Origin of the sequence: Comamonas sp. CMM02, from assembly GCF_014851485.1 — a bacterium.
In the GTDB taxonomy this organism is placed as follows: Bacteria; Pseudomonadota; Gammaproteobacteria; order Burkholderiales; family Burkholderiaceae_C; genus Comamonas; species Comamonas avium.
In genome coordinates this window covers 392256-408324 of sequence record NZ_JACUZW010000002.1, presented here as the reverse complement: position 1 = coordinate 408324, position 16069 = coordinate 392256, and the positions used below count along the sequence as shown (strand labels likewise).

Here is a 16069-nt window from a genome sequence, read left to right as displayed (position 1 = left end):
ATAATGGGCCGCATGCCTTTGCGCGTTTTCACCCAGCATTGCAATTCTTATCTCCAAAGCCGCTCGGGCCTGTGCCCAGCGGCTTTGTGTTTTTTACAGCCCTAAAAACAAGGACTGAATCACGTATGCCACTGCCTCCAGCCCCCACCAAGCGTGCTGCACGCGTTGCCAAAGAAGCTTTTGATGTGACCGCCCGCGCCAGCAAGCGCGCCGCCGCAGCCAAGCCACCTGTGATTGAGCTGGACGATGAGCCCGTTGCAATCAGCAGCGCCTCCATGGTCGATACCAGCACCCCAAAAGCCTCACGCAGCAACAAGAAGACAAGCGCTGCACCGTTGGCCAGTGCCGCAACCACGGCAGCAGCCCAAAGTCTGGCCCGTCAACGCGCTGCGGTTCAGGCCAGCGCACCCCAGCCCCTGCCCAAAACCGCACGCCAGCAACCAGCAGCACCCGCTCCTGTTGCGGCTGTCGCAGCAACTCAGTTGCCTGCAGCCACAGCACCTGCAGCGCCTAAACACGCGCGCAAAGCATCTGCCGCCACCACTCCTGCCGCAACACCAACAGCGGCGCCAGTGCGCAGCAGTAAAAAACGCAGCGCCCAGTCGTGCCTGTTTGTGCTGGACACCAATGTGCTGCTGCACGACCCCACCAGCATCTTCCGCTTTCAAGAGCACGACATCTTCCTGCCCATGGTGGTTCTGGAAGAGCTGGATGCTCACAAGCGCGGCATGACCGAAGTGGCCCGCAATGGCCGTCAAGTCAGCCGCACGCTGGATGCCCTGGTTGATGCCCAGCAAGAAGCTGATCTGGCTGCAGGCTTGCGCCTGGATGCCAGTGGACACAAGGGGGCGACGGGTCATTTGTTTTTCCAGACCGTGCCACTGGACTACAAATTGCCCTCCAGCTTGCCGCAAGGCAAGGCTGACAACCAGATTCTGGGCGTGGTGCAGGCGCTGCGCGAAGCCAAGAAAAACCAGCAAGAAGTGATTTTGGTGTCCAAAGACATCAATATGCGCGTCAAGGCGCGCGCTCTGGGTTTGCCTGCCGAGGACTACCGCAACGACAAGACGCTGGACGATGGCGACCTGCTGTACACCGGCAGCCTAGCACTGCCCGCAGATTTTTGGCGCAAGGCCAAGAATGTTGAAAGCTGGCAAGAGGCTGGCCGCAGCTTCTACCGCTTGAGCGGCGCCATCACCAACCAGATGCTGGTGAACCAGTATGTCTATTTTGAAGCGCCCGGCGAGACCAGCCTGCACGCACGTGTTGCCGAAATCCGCGATACCACCGTGGTACTGGAGACGCTGCGCGACTACAGCAGCAGCAAGCACAGCGTGTGGGGGGTGAGTGCACGCAACCGCGAACAGAACTTTGCCCTGAACCTGCTGATGGACCCTGATGTGGACTTTGTCACGCTGACAGGCACCGCCGGCACTGGCAAGACCTTGATGGCCCTGGCTGCCGGTCTGTCTCAGGTACTGGACGAGCGCCGCTACACCGAAATCATCATGACCCGGGCCACCGTCAGTGTGGGCGAGGACATCGGCTTTCTGCCCGGCACGGAAGAAGAGAAGATGGGGCCCTGGATGGGCGCGCTGGATGACAACCTGGAGTTTCTGGCCAAGGGCGACGGCGGCAACCCCGGTGAATGGGGCCGCTCAGCCACCAATGAGCTGATTCGCAGCCGCATCAAAATCAAGAGCATGAACTTCATGCGAGGCCGTACGTTCTTGAACAAGTACGTCATCATCGATGAAGCGCAGAACTTGACACCCAAACAGATGAAGACACTCATCACGCGCGCGGGCCCGGGCACCAAGATCATCTGCATGGGCAATCTGGCACAGATCGATACACCGTATCTGACGGAAGGCAGCTCAGGTTTGACGTTTGCGGTGGACCGCTTCAAGGGCTGGCAGCATGGCGGCCATATCCAGCTGGCACGCGGCGAGCGTTCGCGTCTGGCTGACTTCGCCAGCGAGGTGCTGTAAATGGCGATCAGCTGGGTTACTGCCCTCAAACTGGTGCCCTGGGGGGATGTCATTCAAGCGGCACCCTCAGTGCTCAAGGCCGCCAAGGGCCTGATGAAAAAGAGCCCTGAAGAGGAAGCTGCCTACATTCACGCCACAACGCCTGCACCGAACGCACAAGCCCTGCCGGGCAGCGCCGGTGAGCTGGCGCTGCAGCAGGTGGCACAGCTGGAGGCACGCATCCAGCAGCTGGAGAATGCGCAACGCGCCTCTGCCCTGGTGCTGGAAAAGATGGCCGAGCAGCAGGCGCAAATCGTCAAGACCGTGGGCTTGCTGCGCACGGGTGCCACACGCCTGGCATGGGCCTGCGGCATTCTCAGCGTTTTGGTGGTGGGTTTGCTGATTGCCGTTATTCGCATGTAAATAAAAAAAGAAGCTACCAGCGCAGGACCAGCAACGATTTCAGATACAAAAGTATCTGAAATCTATGAACAGCAAGCGTTAGCAGCTCACTTTAAAATCACTAAACAAAAAAGGCCTTGTCATGCAGACAAGGCCTTTTTTCTTTTTCCCACTCAGATCTGTGCGCAGCAAACACCACCGACCTGCCCCCCCCCCCACAGGAACACCTTGGCGACTAGACACGAAGGCCATCCCTGGGCAACGGTGCAACAAAGCCCGGCACGGCATATCCACCGCCACCTGGGCAGTGTTAGTAATCGTCGCCCGCGCCCATCGCCAGGTTTTCAAAGCGCGTCTGGTTCTTCTGGAAGTACAGCTTGACCGAGCCTGTGGGGCCATTACGCTGCTTGCCGATGATGACTTCGGCCACATTGGGCTCTTTGGAGTCTTTGTTGTAGTAGTCGTCGCGATAGATGAACATGATGATGTCGGCATCCTGCTCGATAGCGCCTGATTCACGCAAGTCAGACATCATGGGTCGCTTGTCGGTGCGCTGCTCCACCGAGCGATTGAGCTGCGACAGTGCAATCACTGGGCACTGCAGCTCCTTGGCCAGCATCTTCAAGCCCCGGGAAATTTCACCCAGTTCGGTGGCACGGTTGTCACCGCCACCGCCGCTGGAGCCACTCATCAACTGCAAGTAGTCGACCACGATCAAGCCTAGCTTGCCGCAGGTGCGCGACAGACGGCGTGCATTGGCCCGCAGCTCTGACGGTGTCAGACCCGGGGTTTCATCAATGTGCAGCGAAATCTGGCTGAGCTTCTCCACAGCTTCGGTCAGACGGGCCCACTCATCGTGCTCCAGCTTGCCGGTACGCAGGTTCGCCTGATTGACACGCCCGATCGAGCCCACGATACGCACCGCCAGTTGGGCGGCACCCATTTCCATCGAGAAGATGGCGACTGGCAGGCCTTCGTTGAGCGCCACGTGCTCGGCAATATTCACCGCAAACGAGGTCTTGCCCATGGAAGGTCGCGCCGCCAGCACCACCAGGTCACCCGCCTGCAGGCCCGATGTCATGCGATCCAGATCGGCAAAGCCCGTGGGCACGCCCGTCACATCCATGGGGTTGTCAGCCATCTCTTGCACGCGGTCCAGCAAGTCCCCCACCAGGGTGTCCATGCTCTGGAAACCCTGCTTCATGCGCGAGCCTTCTTCGCCAATGGCAAAGATTTTTTGCTCGGCCTCGTCCAGGATGCGCTCCACCGGGCGCCCCTGCGGGTTCAGCGCATTGGTGGCGATTTCATCGCTCACCGTCAGCAGCTTGCGCAAGATGCCCTTCTCGCGCACGATTTCCGCATACCGGCGAATGTTGGTCGCACTGGGTACGTACTGCGCCAGCTGATTCAGGTAAAGAATGCCCCCTACCTCGTCCGCCTTGCCCATGCCCTGCAAATGCTCAAACACCGTGATCACGTCAGCCGGCTTGCTTTCGTTGATCAGCTTGCCAATCGCGGTGTAGATCAACTGGTGTTCGTGGCGATAAAAATCCCGGTCAGTGAGCAAATCCCCCACACGGTCCCAGGCGTTGTTGTCCATCAACAACCCACCCAGCACGCTGGATTCCGACTCCATGGAGTACTGCGGCAAACGCAGATTGGCAACCTGCTGATCTTGCGCAGCGGGCATGCCAAAAACATCATCATCCAACGGAGGCATCACTGAAGACATGGTCGACCTACAAAAAGACAAGCCCATGATCGTAGCGTCGTCGCTGCACGCCGTCATCCATAGATGCACGCAGCCAGCCGCCAGCAAGGGCATCGCAACACAGGCTTGAGGCCTTATGTTGCTTCAATAAAAAGAGCTAAAAGCACAGACTCAAAGAACGATAGAGCCTGTTTTTATGCATAAAACACAAAAGCCGCCCTAAGGCGGCTTTTGGGGTGTCGGAAATTTTCCGAGAAGGGCTTAGGCAGCTTCGCCAGCCACTTCCACAGACACTTCGATCACAACGTCAGTGTGCAGAGCCACTTCAACGGTGGAAGCGGACACAGTCTTGATAGGACCGTTAGGCATGCGCACTTGTGCCTTGGACACTGTGAAGCCTTGAGCCTTCAGAGCTTCAGCGATGTCAGCATTGGTCACGGAACCAAACAGACGGCCATCCACACCAGCTTTTTGCGACAGCTTCAGGGTCAGACCGTTCAGCTTAGCGCCTTCAGCCTGGGCTTCTGCCAACTTGGCAGCAGCAGCCTTTTCCAGTTCAGCGCGCTTGGCTTCGAACTCAGCCTTGGCAGTTGCAGTAGCACGACGTGCTTGACCCGAAGGGATCAAGAAGTTACGTGCGTAGCCGTCCTTAACCTTGACGATATCGCCCAGGTTACCCAGGTTCACAACCTTTTCGAGCAGGATAATTTGCATGGTTGTGGCTCCTTAGATCTTGTGCTGGTCGGTGTACGGCAGCATGGCCAGGAAGCGAGCACGCTTGATGGCAGTGTTCAGCTGACGCTGGTAAATGGCGCGCGTGCCGGTCAGGCGTGCGGGGATGATCTTGCCGTTTTCGGCGATGAAGTCACGCAGAGTGTCAACATCCTTGTAGTCGATTTCGACAACGTTAGCGACTGTGAAGCGGCAGAAACGCTTGCGCTTGAACAGCAGCGACTGGGTGTTGCGCTTTGGGCGCTTGTCTTTGTTGAATTTCTTGAACGTGGCCATTGCTGGACCTCTTGAAAATTAATTTTGTTGAACATCCTGGATGTGCAGCACCACGGTTTTGCTGTTACGCGGTGTGGCCAGAAAACCTTGGAACGTCCAAGTGCTTCCTGGTGCCTGGCGGGCTAAACGCTCAGCCAACGCACCAAATGCCACCGCTTTCACAGCTGCCGAGACTTTGCGTGAGCTACCTGCTTCCGTTTGGGAGGATTCGTGCACGAGGCGCAAATCCAAGGCAGGCAGTCCAGCGGGCGTGTATCTCAAGGGTTGAAGCTCTTCGATACAGGCAGTCAGGACAACGTGGTTTTCCACTCCAAGCGAAGTCTATGAATTAGGCTTCAGCAGCTTGGTTGGCCTTGCGGGCTTCTTCACGCTCGACAGTCTTCATCATGGAAGAAGGTGTAGTGTCAGCCTTCTTCTTTTGAACTGTCAGGTGACGCAGCACTGCATCGTTGAACTTGAACGCGTGTTCCAGTTCAGCCATCACAGCCTGGTCGGCTTCGATGTTCAGGCAGATGTAGTGAGCCTTGGCGAGCTTGTTGATCATGTAAGCCAGCTGACGACGGCCCCAGTCTTCTTCACGGTGCACTGCACCACCGCCGGCGGTGATCATGCCCTTGTAGCGCTCCAGCATGGCTGGAACTTGCTCGCTTTGATCCGGATGGATCAACAAAATGATTTCGTAATGACGCATGAAAACTCCCTTTTGGGTTAGGCCCCCCGCTGCGCCTGTAGCGGTGGAGCAAGGCAAAACGCAAGATTATAGACACTCCCTCAGGCCTTGTACACTCTTGGCTCTGCAATAACCCTTAGCAAGACAGCCCTTGAAAGGGGCCAAGCTGCCCCCATGTGAACTGGCAAGGTTCATTCTTTAGAGACGCTATCCACATGACAGAACAAACAAATATGCCCCACGCAGCCCCTATCGACGCTTCGCCCGAAGAAGTCGAAGCTGCAATGGCCGCTAATGTGGCCGACGAAATCTCTCGCTTGCAAAACGAGTTGAACGAGCTCAAGGCCAAGAACGCCGAGATGGCAGACCAGTATCTGCGCGCCAAGGCAGACACGGAAAACATGCGCCGTCGCGCGGAGGAAGAAGTCAGCAAGGCTCGCAAATTCGGCATCGAAAACTTTGCCGAAAGTCTGCTGCCCGTCTGCGACAGCCTGGACGCAGCCCTGGCCATCCAGAACGCCACTGCCGAGCAATTGCGTGAAGGCTCTGACGCCACATTGCGCCAGCTGCAACACGCTCTGGAGCGCAACAAGGTGATCATCGTCAACCCTGCTGCCAACGACAAGTTCGATCCGCACCAGCACCAGGCCATTGCTGTGGTGCCTGCCGAGCAAGAGGCGAACACCATCGTTTCCGTGCTGCAAAAGGGTTACCTGATTGCTGACCGTGTATTGCGCCCGGCCCTGGTGACCGTTGCGGCACCAAAGTAAATCTAAAAAATATCGACCACTTGGCTTGAAACTCTAATAAACACCCTGACTTACAAGCCAATCAAACAAACATTATTCGGAGAATTCAAATGGGAAAAATCATTGGTATTGACTTGGGTACAACCAACAGCTGTGTCGCCATCATGGAAGGCAACACAACACGCGTGATTGAAAACAGCGAAGGTGCACGCACTACGCCTTCGATCATTGCGTACCAAGAAGATGGAGAAATCCTGGTGGGCGCTTCTGCCAAGCGCCAGGCTGTAACCAACCCCAAGAACACCATCTACGCGGCCAAGCGCCTGATCGGACGCAAGTTCGACGAAAAAGAAGTACAAAAAGACATCGACCTGATGCCTTTCACCATCACCAAGGCTGACAACGGCGACGCCTGGGTAGAAGTGCGCGGCCAAAAGCTGGCACCTCCTCAAATCTCCGCAGAAGTGCTGCGCAAGATGAAGAAGACCGCCGAAGACTTCCTGGGCGAAGAAGTGACCGAGGCCGTGATTACCGTGCCTGCGTACTTCAATGACGCTCAGCGCCAAGCCACCAAGGACGCTGGCCGTATTGCTGGCCTGGACGTCAAGCGCATCATCAACGAACCCACTGCTGCTGCACTGGCTTTTGGCCTGGACAAGGTTGAAAAGGGTCAGGACCGCAAGATTGCCGTGTATGACCTGGGTGGCGGTACGTTTGACGTATCCATCATCGACATTGCTGACGTGGACGGCGAAAAGCAGTTCGAAGTGCTGTCGACCAACGGTGACACGTTCCTGGGCGGCGAAGACTTCGACCAGCGCATCATCGACTACATCATTGCCGAGTTCAAGAAAGAACAAGGCGTGGATCTGGGCAAAGACGTGCTGGCTCTGCAGCGCCTGAAGGAAGCGGCAGAAAAGGCCAAGATTGAACTGTCGAACTCTGCACAGACCGACATCAACTTGCCCTACATCACTGCTGACGCATCGGGCCCCAAGCACCTGAACATCAAGCTGACACGCTCCAAGCTGGAAGCTTTGGTGGAAGACCTGATCGAGCGCACCATTGCGCCTTGCCGCACGGCCATCAAGGATGCTGGCATCTCCGTGTCTGACATTCAGGACGTCATCTTGGTTGGCGGTATGAGCCGCATGCCCAAGGTGCAGGAAAAGGTCAAGGAATTCTTTGGCAAGGAACCCCGCAAGGACGTCAACCCTGACGAAGCCGTGGCCGTAGGCGCTGCCGTTCAAGGTCAGGTTCTGGGCGGTGACCGCACCGACGTGCTGCTGCTGGACGTGACACCGCTGTCTCTGGGCATTGAAACCCTGGGTGGCGTGATGACCAAGATGATCGCCAAGAACACGACCATCCCGACCAAGTTCGCACAGACCTACTCGACCGCTGAAGACAACCAGCCTGCCGTGACCATCAAGGTATTCCAGGGCGAGCGCGAGATGGCTTCTGGCAACAAGTTGCTCGGTGAGTTCAACCTGGAAGGCATTCCTGCCGCTCCTCGCGGTGTGCCTCAGATTGAAGTGGCCTTTGACATTGATGCCAACGGTATCTTGAATGTGTCGGCCAAGGACAAGGGCACCGGCAAGGAAAACAAGATCACCATCAAGGCGAACTCGGGTCTGTCGGAAGAGGAAATCCAGCAGATGGTCAAGGATGCGGAACTGAACGCAGCCGACGACAAGAAGAAGCTGGAACTGGTGCAAGCGCGCAACCAGGGTGAAGCCGCGGTGCACAGCGTCAAGAAGAGCCTGGGCGAGCACGGCGACAAGCTGGACGCTGCCGAGAAGGAAGCGATTGAAGCTGCCGCCAAAGACCTGGAAGAAGCGCTCAAGGGCGAGGACAAGGACGCCATCGAAGCCAAGACCACGGCTTTGATGACTGCCAGCCAGAAGCTGGGCGAGAAGGTGTATGCCGAATCGCAAGCTGCAGCCGCAGGCGGCGCTGCTGAAGGTGGTGCAGAGACTGCACAAACCCAGTCCAAGCCCGCAGGCTCCAGTGACGACGACATCGTTGACGCTGAAGTCAAGGAAGTGAAGAAGTAATTTGGGTGCAGCGGCATTCGTGACCGCTTGCCGCCGCGCTGCCCCCTGCAAAGGGGTCTTGCGCGGCGTTCCTGTTTATTACTGGCACTAAATACCAATGTCCAAACGCGACTTTTACGAAGTCCTCGGCGTCTCCAAGACAGCCTCGGACGATGAGATTAAAAAAGCCTACCGCAAGCTGGCTATGAAGCACCACCCTGACCGCAATCAGGGGGAAAAGTCCAAAGAAGCTGAAGAGAAATTCAAGGAGGCCAAAGAAGCCTACGAGATGCTCTCGGACAGCCAAAAACGCGCTGCCTATGACCAGTATGGCCATGCAGGTGTTGACCCCAATATGCGCGGCGGCATGGGTGGTGGCGATATGGGCGGCGGCTTTGCCGAAGCCTTTGGTGATATTTTTGGCGACATGTTTGGCGGCCAGCGTGGCGGCCAGCGCGGCGGTCGCCAGGTGTACCGTGGCAATGACCTGAGCTATTCCATGGAGATCACCCTGGAAGAAGCGGCCAAGGGCAAGGATGCGCAAATCCGCATCCCCAGTTGGGATGCGTGCGACACCTGCCACGGCAGTGGCGCCAAGCCTGGCACCAGCCCCAAAACATGTACCACCTGTGGTGGCCAGGGCTCGGTCCAGATGCGCCAAGGCTTTTTCAGTGTGCAGCAAACCTGCCCGCACTGCCGCGGCACAGGCAAGATCATTCCCGAACCCTGCACCACTTGCAGCGGCCAAGGCAAGATCAAGCGCCAAAAAACGCTGGAAGTAAAAATCCCTGCCGGTATCGACGACGGCATGCGCATTCGCTCTACCGGCAACGGTGAGCCCGGCATGAATGGTGGCCCTCCCGGCGACCTGTACATTGAAATCCGCATCAAAGAGCACGACATCTTTGAGCGCGAAGGCGATGACCTGCACTGTCAGGTGCCCGTGAGCTTCATCACTGCGGCGCTGGGTGGCGAAATTGAAGTTCCCACGCTGCAGGGCAAAGCGGCCATTGATATTCCTGAAGGCACACAAGCGGGCAAACAATTCCGCTTGCGAGGCAAAGGCATCAAGGGCGTGCGCTCGAGCTACCCCGGCGACTTGTACTGCCACATCGTGGTGGAAACACCCGTGAAGCTGACGGAGTACCAGCGCAAGCTGCTGCGTGAGCTGGAAGAATCGCTCAAAAAAGGTGGCGGCAAGCATTCGCCCAGCGGAGAAAGCTGGACCGACAAGCTCAAGCGCTTTTTCAGCTAAGCCGCCTTCGGCCTAAGCACCAAAGCCCTGCCATGCAGGGCTTTTTTATGTGCTTACATGAAAAAATGGAAGCGTCTTCAACCTTTTCTTCATAAGGTTTTAGCGCCATTACTGAACATTCAGCCATTACAGAATAATGGATTAAATTTATAAAACAACAACTTACAAGAGTACGCAAATGCATTCAAACCCAAAATAAGGACAGCAGCAAAAAAAGAACATTGCGTTCAATTCATGCACAAGAGTCAAAAGTTGAAAAAAACGTTACAGCCTAAAATTTGACTTACTTCAATCCGAATCTGTGTATGGATATGTCAACCTCTCACGCATCTACTCCCACGCCAGTGTGGACACGCATTTATGGCGTGATCCTGGCTCTGGTGGGCCTGGCCCTGCTCGTCGGCGGTATCCGCTTGGCTTCGCTGGGCGGCTCCTGGTATTACCTTTTGGCGGGCGCTGCAACGTTGGTCGCCGGTGCTTTGCTAGCCCGCGCCAAGATTCAGGGCGCGCAGCTGTATCTGGCCGTTGTCGTTGGCACCGTGATATGGGCGCTGGCTGAAGCTGGCACCAGCTTCTGGGCTCTGGTTCCCCGCCTGGCCCCTGTGCTGGTGCTAGGTCTGGTTGCAGCCTTGGCGATGCGCACTCTGCGCCCTGCCTCCAAAAAGATTGCAATGCCTGCCGCTGCCATTCAAGCGCTTGTGTTGCTTGCAGGCGCGGCCTCCATCTTCACCCCCCACGGCGTGGTTGAGAACACGGCCAACAAGGGCACTGAGATCGTCAACGACATTGCCGTTGTCACCGATGCCAAAAGTGAAGCCAACAGCTGGACCCATTACGGCCGTGACGCTGACAGCACCCGCTTTGCCCCCTTTGACCAGATCAATGCAGGCAACGTCAACAAGCTGGAAGTGGCCTGGACTTACCGCACCGGCGCACAAACCGGTGGTGGCAACGAAGACCAGAACACCCCCATTCAGGTGGGTGACTCGGTCTACCTGTGCACACCGCAGAACAAGGTCATTGCACTGAACGCTGAAACCGGCGAAGAAAAGTGGGTGTTTGATCCCAAAACCCGCGAAAACAAGTGGTGGAGCCGCTGCCGTGGCGTGGCTTACTACGAAGTGCCCGCATTCAAGGCTGCCAAGTCTGAAGGCAAGGCACCGGCCAAGTGCGAAGCTCGCATCATCACCACCGACAAAGACGCACGCCTGTGGGCGCTGGATGCGCAGACGGGTGAAGTCTGCGATGGTTTTGGCGATACCGGCAAAGGCTATACCGACCTGAGCGTGGGTATGGGCCAATATCAGGACTTCTACTACATGCCCACATCGCAGCCACTCGTGGCTGGCGAGCGTGTCGTCATCGGTGGCTGGGTCTGGGACGGCAAAAAGACTGAACAGCCTTCTGGCGTGGTTCGTGCCTACAGCCTCAAAGATGGTTCGCTGGACTGGGCATGGGATCTGGGCAACGCAGACATCACCAAGCTGCCACCTGAAGGCGAGACTTACACCAAGGGCACGCCCAACTTCTGGTCGCATGGGGCCTACGACGCCAAGCTGGATCTGATTTACCTGCCTTTGGGCAATGCCACGCCTGACTTCTGGGGTGCACACCGCACCGAAGCCATGAACAAGTACGCGACCACTGTCGTGGCCTTGAAGGGCGCAACTGGCCGTGAAGCCTGGAACTACCAGACGCTGCACATGGACACCTGGGACTACGACAACGGCACCCCTCCCACCTTGGTAGATGTGCCTGACGACAAGGGCGGGGTCACTCCAGGCCTGGTGCTGGCCACCAAAACACACCAGCTGTTCCTGCTGGACCGCACCAACGGCAAGCCTTTGGCCAGCGTACAAGAGCGTGCCGCGCCTCAGAACGTCATGCCAGGCGATGCCCCCGCATCTGCCACACAGCCTTGGTCGGTGGGCATGCCCCAAGTGGCCAAGATGGACATGACTGAAAAGGACATGTGGGGCGCCACCATGTTCGACCAGCTGTACTGCCGCATCAAGTTCAAGCAACTGGCGTATGACGGCCCGTTCACCAAGCTGACCGACAAGATGACCCTGATCTACCCCGGCTACTACGGTGGCTTTAACTGGGGTGGCCACACTTACGACAAGCGCACCGGCATGCTGATCGTCAACGACATGATCATGCCGCAGATCGGTTTCCTGCACCCCCAGGAAGGCGCAGCGCAAAAGCTGGCTGAACTCAAGGAAAACGACATCACCAACGCATCGTGGGCCACCCACCTGCAAGAAGGCACGGGCTACCAAGCCATCCGTGGTGCATTCAACTCTTTCCTGGGCCTGCCTTGCCACCAGCCATCATGGGGCAACCTGACTGCGATTGACCTGAACACCAAGACCATTGCCTGGCAAGTTCCGGTCGGCACCGTAGAAGACAGCAAACTCAAGGGCATTCGCGCCAGCTTGCCTGTGCCTGTGGGCATGCCATCACTGTCGGGCCCGTTCTCGACTGCAGGCGGCTTGACGTTCTTTGCAGGTACACAGGATTACTACCTGCGTGCTTTTGACAACAAGTCCGGCAAGGAACTGTGGAAGGGCCGTCTGCCCGTGGGTGCACAAGCCACCCCCATGACGTACCTGTCACCAGAAACTGGTCGCCAGTTTGTTGTGGTGTCTGCCGGTGGTGCACGCATGACGGCTGACAAGGGCGACTACGTGATCGCCTACGCTTTACCTAAAAAGTAAAGCAGACCGACAAAAGGTGGCCCAGGCCACCTTTTTAGTTTGCTAGTCACAAAGCAACGGTCAGCGCATGGACTCTTTCTGTTGCTTTGTCATTGATCGCTTGCAAACACATAGCATTTAGCACTGATCAATTCTGAACCTTGTCGTATTTTGACTGCCGGATTTCGCATGCCTGTTTTTACCCATTCCGCCCAGAGCCAAGCCATTGCTGTACTGCTCAGCACCATCGTTTTTGCCGCACACGCCCAGACAGCCACTCCCACACTGAACACCATTGAAGTGCGCTCGGCCACCGGCTCGCCCAGCCTGCAGACGCTGCCCGCCTCGGCCACCGTGCTGGATGGCGAGCAAGTGCGCGACCGTCAGATGCAGGTCAACCTGTCTGAGAGCCTGGGCGGCGTGCCCGGCCTGCAAATTAAAAACCGCCAGAACTACGCCCAGGATTTGCAGCTGTCCATCCGTGGCTACGGTGCACGCTCCACCTTCGGCCTGCGCGGTGTGCGCCTGTATGTGGATGGCATTCCCGCCACCATGCCGGATGGACAGGGTTCCCTGTCACACATCGACATCAGCAGCATTGACCGCGTAGAAGTGCTGCGCGGACCTTACTCGGCCCTGTATGGCAACTCCGCTGGCGGCGTGGTCAGCGTATTTACAGAAACACCTGAGGGCCGCCCCTTTGCCGAAGGCGGCGTGTCATTCGGTAGCGATGGCCAGCAGCGTTTTGCAGCCAAAGCCGGCGGACAGACAGCGCAGGGCCTGAGCTACGTGGTCAGCGCCAGCCGCTTCCTGACCGATGGCTACCGCGACCACAGTGCAGCCGACCGCAACGTGGCCAATGCCAAGCTGAGCACGGCCATAGGAGAGGACGCGCGCCTGACCATCACCGCCAACACCATGAAGACGGATGCACAAGACCCCCAAGGGCTGACTTGGGCGCAATACCAGGCCAACCCACGGCAGTCTTCCGGTGTGGCAGAGCAGTACAACACCCGCAAATCACTAGAGCAGACGCAGGTAGGGGCTACGTACGAGCGCCGCCTGAACGCCAACCACAGCGTGGCGTTGACGGCCTATGCAGGCCACCGCTCGATGGAGCAGTACCAGTCCATTCCCCCCGGCCCGCAAGCAGCGGCCAGCCACGCGGGTGGTGTGATTGATATGTCGCGCGATTACGCAGGCCTGGATGCACGCTGGACCGGCAAGTTTGACGGTGCGGCGGTTCCCGTCACCGTCACTGCGGGTCTGGCGCTGGACACCGTGCAAGAAGATCGCAAAGGGTACAAAAACTTTATTGGCAGCCAGCTGGGAGTCAAAGGTAGTTTGACCCGCGATGAAAAAAACACCATCACCAACACCGATCCCTATGTGCAAGCCACCTGGAAACTGGCCCCCACATGGACGCTGGACACCGGCCTGCGCTACAGCCGCGTGAAGTTCAAGGTGGAAGATGACTTCATCAACGGCCCCACCAACCCTGATGACTCCGGCACGGCAACGCACCACCAGTTTTTGCCCGTTGTTGCACTGTCACACCAGCTGACCAGCAATGACACGGTGTACGCCAGCGCAGGCCGTGGCTTTGAAACCCCCACCCTGGCTGAAATGTCTTACCGCGCAGATGGTGGCAGCGGCATGAACACGGCACTGCAACCCAGCGTCAGCACCCAGTACGAGCTGGGCTACCGCCAGCGCCTGACCGGCGACATCAAGGGCATGTGGAGCGCAGCGGTGTTCCATTCCAGCACCGACGACGAAATCGTCAGCGACACCAGCGGTGGTGGCCGCACCACCTACCGCAACGCAGGCAAAACCCGCCGCTATGGCGCAGAGCTGCAAGCCGACATCCAGCTGTCGCGCCAGTGGGATGTACAGGCTGCCTACACCTACCTGAATGCCACATTCCGGCAGGAATCGGGCAAGGCAACGGCAGGCAATATGCTGCCTGGCCTGTCCAAGCAAAACCTGTTTGTGGGCGTGAACTACCGCCCCACCGCTGCATGGCGCTTGGGCATATCGGCCCAGCACGCAGGCAAGGTCTATGTCAACGATGCCAACAGCGAAGCTGCACCGTCTTTTGCCATTGCCTCGGCCAGCGTCGGTTACACCAAAAATCTGGGTGACTGGACGCTCAACGCCTTTGCCCGCGTGGACAACCTGTTTGACCGCCAGTACGTCGGCTCTGTCATCGTCAACGATGGCAACAACCGCTATTACGAAAGTGCCCCCGGCCGCAACTGGAGCACAGGCGTCAACCTGCGCTACAACTTCTAAAGCAGCGTTCACCCGTTAGCTTTACGCAAAAGCGGCACCCGCTTCTATAAAAGGAGCTGGTGCCGCTTTTGCTATCTGGCTTTACAAGTTAAAAGCATTGCAAAGCCATTAAAAAATGGGCGACATGCACTCATCTTTTCTTTAATTCCACCCGAACCATCGTGAAAAACGATGGCTGGGTTGGTGCTTAGATACCCTGAGACTTCGCATTGCACGATGACAAGCGGGTGAACATGGTGGGAAAATCCATTTAACTTCTCAAAACGAGAAGACTGAAAAATGATCCCCCGCCATGAAGAATTCCGAGCGCAGTTTTGCACGCCGTATCGATTTAACCTCTTTGCAGCTGTTTGTAGCTGTGTGCGAGCTGGGTAGCATTGGCCGCGCTGCCGAGCGTGAGTACATTGCCGCCTCTGCAGTGAGCAAACGCTTGTCCGATCTGGAAGCTGCAGTAGACACCGCCCTGCTGTACCGCCACAGCCGCGGCGTCACGCTGACGCCCGCCGGCGAGAGCCTGCTGCACCACGCACGCAACGTGCTGTACGGACTGGAGCGCATGCAGGGCGAGCTGTCGGAATACGCAGACGGGGTGCGCGGACATGTGCGTGTACACGCCACCATCTCGGCCATCGTGCAGTTTCTGCCTGAAGACCTGGGCGCTTTCAGCAAGGAACACCCGCAAATCAAGATTGACCTGCAAGAGCACCTGTCTGCCGACGTGCTGCAGGCCGTGCAGGAAGGCACGGCCGATATCGGTATTTGCAACATGGGCCAAGCCAGCTCCAACGGCTTGCAGATTCGCCCCTACCGCACCGACAACCTGGTGCTGGTCGTGCCACAAGAGCACCCGCTGGCCACACGCGAATCGATTGCGTTTGAAGAGGTGCTGGAGTGGGACATCGTGGGCCTGCACGGCGGCAGCTCCATCAGCCTGGCCATGCGCGGTGCAGCAGCACGCTCAGGCCACCCCTTACATCAGCGCATTCAGGTCACAAGCCTGGATGCCATGTGCCGCATGATCGACAACGGCCTGGGCGTTGGCCTGATCCCCGATCGTGCGTTTGAGCTCATGCACGGCGTGGGCAATTTGAAGAGTGTGCCTTTAACAGACGCCTGGGCGCAGCGCTCGCTCAGTCTGGTTGCCCGTGACTTTGACGCGCTGCCCGTGACATCGCGGTTGCTGGTGGAACACCTCGGCAAAGGCTGGGAGCAGACCCCCAAGGCGTCTGCCTAAAATTTCAAGAGACAACCTCCCACCCCACAAAGAAGAGAAC

13 protein-coding genes are annotated in these 16069 nt (G+C 57.7%); 8 read left to right on the top strand and 5 right to left on the bottom strand.

Annotated features, from left to right (window positions below; all coding sequences use genetic code 11):
• Window positions 1-125 precede the first annotated feature (125 nt).
• Complete coding sequence (locus tag IB213_RS07025) at window positions 126-1991, top strand: PhoH family protein (RefSeq protein ID WP_192405827.1); 1866 nt, start codon at window positions 126-128, stop codon at window positions 1989-1991.
• Entirely contained in the window at window positions 1992-2393 is a 402-nt protein-coding gene (locus IB213_RS07020; protein WP_191723051.1) for a hypothetical protein, read from the top strand.
• Between the two features lie 289 nt (window positions 2394-2682).
• Here IB213_RS07020 and dnaB read toward each other — a convergent pair whose 3' ends face one another.
• The 5 genes from dnaB to rpsF all read right to left on the bottom strand — a co-directional run bounded on the left by dnaB (window position 2683) and on the right by rpsF (window position 5782).
• Window positions 2683-4104 carry a replicative DNA helicase gene (gene dnaB / locus IB213_RS07015; protein ID WP_191723052.1) on the bottom strand — a complete coding sequence of 474 codons (1422 nt, stop codon included), beginning with the start codon at window positions 4102-4104 and terminating at the stop codon, window positions 2683-2685.
• A 240-nt stretch (window positions 4105-4344) separates the two neighbouring features.
• Window positions 4345-4797, bottom strand: coding sequence for a 50S ribosomal protein L9 (gene rplI, locus IB213_RS07010; RefSeq protein WP_191723053.1), 453 nt, complete (start codon window positions 4795-4797; stop codon window positions 4345-4347).
• Between the two features lie 12 nt (window positions 4798-4809).
• Window positions 4810-5091, bottom strand: a complete 282-nt coding sequence (rpsR, locus tag IB213_RS07005; RefSeq protein ID WP_191723054.1) for a 30S ribosomal protein S18 — start codon at window positions 5089-5091, stop codon at window positions 4810-4812.
• A gap of 18 nt (window positions 5092-5109) precedes the next feature.
• On the bottom strand, window positions 5110-5400 hold the full coding sequence (priB, locus tag IB213_RS07000; protein ID WP_191723055.1) for a primosomal replication protein N: 291 nt from the start codon (window positions 5398-5400) through the stop codon (window positions 5110-5112).
• Window positions 5401-5419: 19 nt separating this feature from the next.
• Window positions 5420-5782: a 30S ribosomal protein S6 gene (gene rpsF / locus IB213_RS06995; RefSeq protein ID WP_191723056.1), complete on the bottom strand. Its 363-nt coding sequence runs from the start codon at window positions 5780-5782 to the stop codon at window positions 5420-5422.
• Between the two features lie 212 nt (window positions 5783-5994).
• On the opposite strand from rpsF, the gene grpE reads away from it, so the two are divergent.
• The 6 genes from grpE (at window position 5995) to IB213_RS06965 (ending at window position 16029) form a co-directional block, all read left to right on the top strand.
• Window positions 5995-6531: a nucleotide exchange factor GrpE gene (grpE, locus tag IB213_RS06990; RefSeq protein WP_370551199.1), complete on the top strand. Its 537-nt coding sequence runs from the start codon at window positions 5995-5997 to the stop codon at window positions 6529-6531.
• An 89-nt stretch (window positions 6532-6620) separates the two neighbouring features.
• Window positions 6621-8567, top strand: coding sequence for a molecular chaperone DnaK (dnaK, locus tag IB213_RS06985; RefSeq protein ID WP_192405826.1), 1947 nt, complete (start codon window positions 6621-6623; stop codon window positions 8565-8567).
• 97 nt (window positions 8568-8664) lie between these two features.
• Window positions 8665-9801, top strand: coding sequence for a molecular chaperone DnaJ (dnaJ, locus tag IB213_RS06980; RefSeq protein ID WP_191723059.1), 1137 nt, complete (start codon window positions 8665-8667; stop codon window positions 9799-9801).
• 305 nt (window positions 9802-10106) lie between these two features.
• A complete protein-coding gene (locus IB213_RS06975) occupies window positions 10107-12521 on the top strand; it encodes a membrane-bound PQQ-dependent dehydrogenase, glucose/quinate/shikimate family (protein ID WP_225561011.1) in 2415 nt (804 codons plus the stop codon).
• A gap of 168 nt (window positions 12522-12689) precedes the next feature.
• Complete coding sequence (locus IB213_RS06970) at window positions 12690-14795, top strand: TonB-dependent receptor (protein ID WP_192405825.1); 2106 nt, start codon at window positions 12690-12692, stop codon at window positions 14793-14795.
• 292 nt (window positions 14796-15087) lie between these two features.
• The gene (locus tag IB213_RS06965) at window positions 15088-16029 is read left to right on the top strand and encodes a LysR family transcriptional regulator (RefSeq protein WP_191723062.1); all 942 of its coding nucleotides are present in this window, start codon (window positions 15088-15090) and stop codon (window positions 16027-16029) included.
• The last annotated feature ends 40 nt before the right edge of the window (window positions 16030-16069 follow it).